The 3,045-nt window shown below is 49.0% G+C and carries 1 rRNA gene; it reads left to right on the forward strand.

What is annotated here, in order from left to right:
• The first annotated feature begins 109 nt into the window (after nucleotides 1-109).
• Nucleotides 110-3,010, forward strand: a 23S ribosomal RNA gene (locus ACIY19_RS10695).
• Nucleotides 3,011-3,045: the final 35 nt, after the last annotated feature.

Consider the following 3,045-nt stretch of genomic DNA (forward strand, 5'->3'; position numbering starts at 1 on the left):
ACCAAGTAATGCACATTGAAAATTGAATATCTATATCAAATAGTAACAAGAAAATAAACCGAAACGCTGTAGTATTAAAAGAGTTTATGACTGAAAGGTCAAAAAATAAGGTTAAGTTAATAAGGGCGCACGGTGGATGCCTTGGCACTAGGAGCCGAAGAAGGACGTGACAAACGACGATATGCCTTGGGTAGCTGTAAGTAAGCGATGATCCAGGGATTTCCGAATGGGGGAACCCAACAGGTACTACCTGTTACCCGCATCTGTTAAGGATGTGAGGAGGAAGACGCAGTGAACTGAAACATCTAAGTAGCTGCAGGAAGAGAAAGCAAAAGCGATTGCCTTAGTAGCGGCGAGCGAAACGGCAGGAGGGCAAACCGAAGAGTTTACTCTTCGGGGTTGTAGGACTGCAATGTGGACTCAAAGATTATAGAAGAATGATTTGGGAAGATCAGCCAAAGAGAGTAATAGCCTCGTATTTAAAATAGTCTTTGTACCTAGCAGTATCCTGAGTACGGCGGGACACGTGAAATCCCGTCGGAATCTGGGAGGACCATCTCCCAACCCTAAATACTCCCTAGTGACCGATAGTGAACCAGTACCGTGAGGGAAAGGTGAAAAGCACCCCGGGAGGGGAGTGAAATAGAACCTGAAACCGTGTGCCTACAACAAGTTCGAGCCCGTTAATGGGTGAGAGCGTGCCTTTTGTAGAATGAACCGGCGAGTTACGATATGATGCGAGGTTAAGTTGAAGAGACGGAGCCGCAGGGAAACCGAGTCTGAATAGGGCGCCTTAGTATCATGTCGTAGACCCGAAACCATGTGACCTACCCATGAGCAGGTTGAAGGTGCGGTAAGACGCACTGGAGGACCGAACCAGGGCACGTTGAAAAGTGCTTGGATGACTTGTGGGTAGCGGAGAAATTCCAAACGAACTTGGAGATAGCTGGTTCTCTCCGAAATAGCTTTAGGGCTAGCGTCGACATAAAGATTCTTGGAGGTAGAGCACTGTTTGGGTGAGGGGTCCATCCCGGATTACCAATCTCAGATAAACTCCGAATGCCAATGAATTATGGTCGGCAGTCAGACTGCGAGTGCTAAGATCCGTAGTCGAAAGGGAAACAGCCCAGACCACCAGCTAAGGTCCCAAAATAATTGTTAAGTGGAAAAGGATGTGGGGTTGCACAGACAACTAGGATGTTAGCTTAGAAGCAGCTATTCATTCAAAGAGTGCGTAATAGCTCACTAGTCGAGTGACCCTGCGCCGAAAATGTACCGGGGCTAAAACAATTTACCGAAGCTGTGGATACCTTTATAGGTATGGTAGGAGAGCGTTCTATGTGTGAAGAAGGTATACCGTGAGGAGTGCTGGAACGCATAGAAGTGAGAATGCCGGTATGAGTAGCGAAAGACAGGTGAGAATCCTGTCCACCGTAAGACTAAGGTTTCCAGGGGAAGGCTCGTCCGCCCTGGGTTAGTCGGGACCTAAGGAGAGACCGAAAGGTGTATCCGATGGACAACAGGTTGATATTCCTGTACTAGAGTATGTAGTGATGGAGGGACGCAGTAGGCTAACTAAAGCAGACGAATGGAAGTGTCTGTCTAAGCAGTGAGGTGTGATATGAGTCAAATGCTTATATCTATAACATTGAGCTGTGATGGGGAGCGAAGTTTAGTAGCGAAGTTAGTGACGTCACACTGCCAAGAAAAGCTTCTAGCGTTTAAACATACTCTACCCGTACCGCAAACCGACACAGGTAGTCGAGGCGAGTAGCCTCAGGTGAGCGAGAGAACTCTCGTTAAGGAACTCGGCAAAATGACCCCGTAACTTCGGGAGAAGGGGTGCTGACTTTAGGTCAGCCGCAGTGAATAGGCCCAAGCAACTGTTTATCAAAAACACAGCTCTCTGCTAAATCGTAAGATGATGTATAGGGGGTGACGCCTGCCCGGTGCTGGAAGGTTAAGAGGAGTGCTTAGCGTAAGCGAAGGTATGAATTGAAGCCCCAGTAAACGGCGGCCGTAACTATAACGGTCCTAAGGTAGCGAAATTCCTTGTCGGGTAAGTTCCGACCCGCACGAAAGGCGTAATGATTTGGGCACTGTCTCAACGAGAGACTCGGTGAAATTTTAGTACCTGTGAAGATGCAGGTTACCCGCGACAGGACGGAAAGACCCCATGGAGCTTTACTGCAGTTTGATATTGAGTGTCTGTACCACATGTACAGGATAGGTAGGAGTCTATGAGATCGGGACGCCAGTTTCGAAGGAGACGTTGTTGGGATACTACCCTTGTGTTATGGCCACTCTAACCCGGATAGGTTATCCCTATCGGAGACAGTGTCTGACGGGCAGTTTGACTGGGGCGGTCGCCTCCTAAAAGGTAACGGAGGCGCCCAAAGGTTCCCTCAGAATGGTTGGAAATCATTCGCAGAGTGTAAAGGTATAAGGGAGCTTGACTGCGAGAGCTACAACTCGAGCAGGGACGAAAGTCGGGCTTAGTGATCCGGTGGTTCCGTATGGAAGGGCCATCGCTCAACGGATAAAAGCTACCCTGGGGATAACAGGCTTATCTCCCCCAAGAGTTCACATCGACGGGGAGGTTTGGCACCTCGATGTCGGCTCGTCGCATCCTGGGGCTGTAGTCGGTCCCAAGGGTTGGGCTGTTCGCCCATTAAAGCGGCACGCGAGCTGGGTTCAGAACGTCGTGAGACAGTTCGGTCCCTATCCGTCGCGGGCGTAGGAAATTTGAGAGGATCTGCTCCTAGTACGAGAGGACCAGAGTGGACTTACCGCTGGTGTACCAGTTGTCTTGCCAAAGGCATCGCTGGGTAGCTATGTAGGGAAGGGATAAACGCTGAAAGCATCTAAGTGTGAAACCCACCTCAAGATGAGATTTCCCATGATTTTATATCAGTAAGAGCCCTGAGAGATGATCAGGTAGATAGGTTAGAAGTGGAAGTGTGGCGACACATGTAGCGGACTAATACTAATAGCTCGAGGACTTATCCAAAGTAACTGAGAATACGAAGTGTGAGGTTTTCTTGG

This window comes from Streptococcus sp. ST14 (assembly GCF_046098195.1).
GTDB lineage: Bacteria > Bacillota > Bacilli > Lactobacillales > Streptococcaceae > Streptococcus.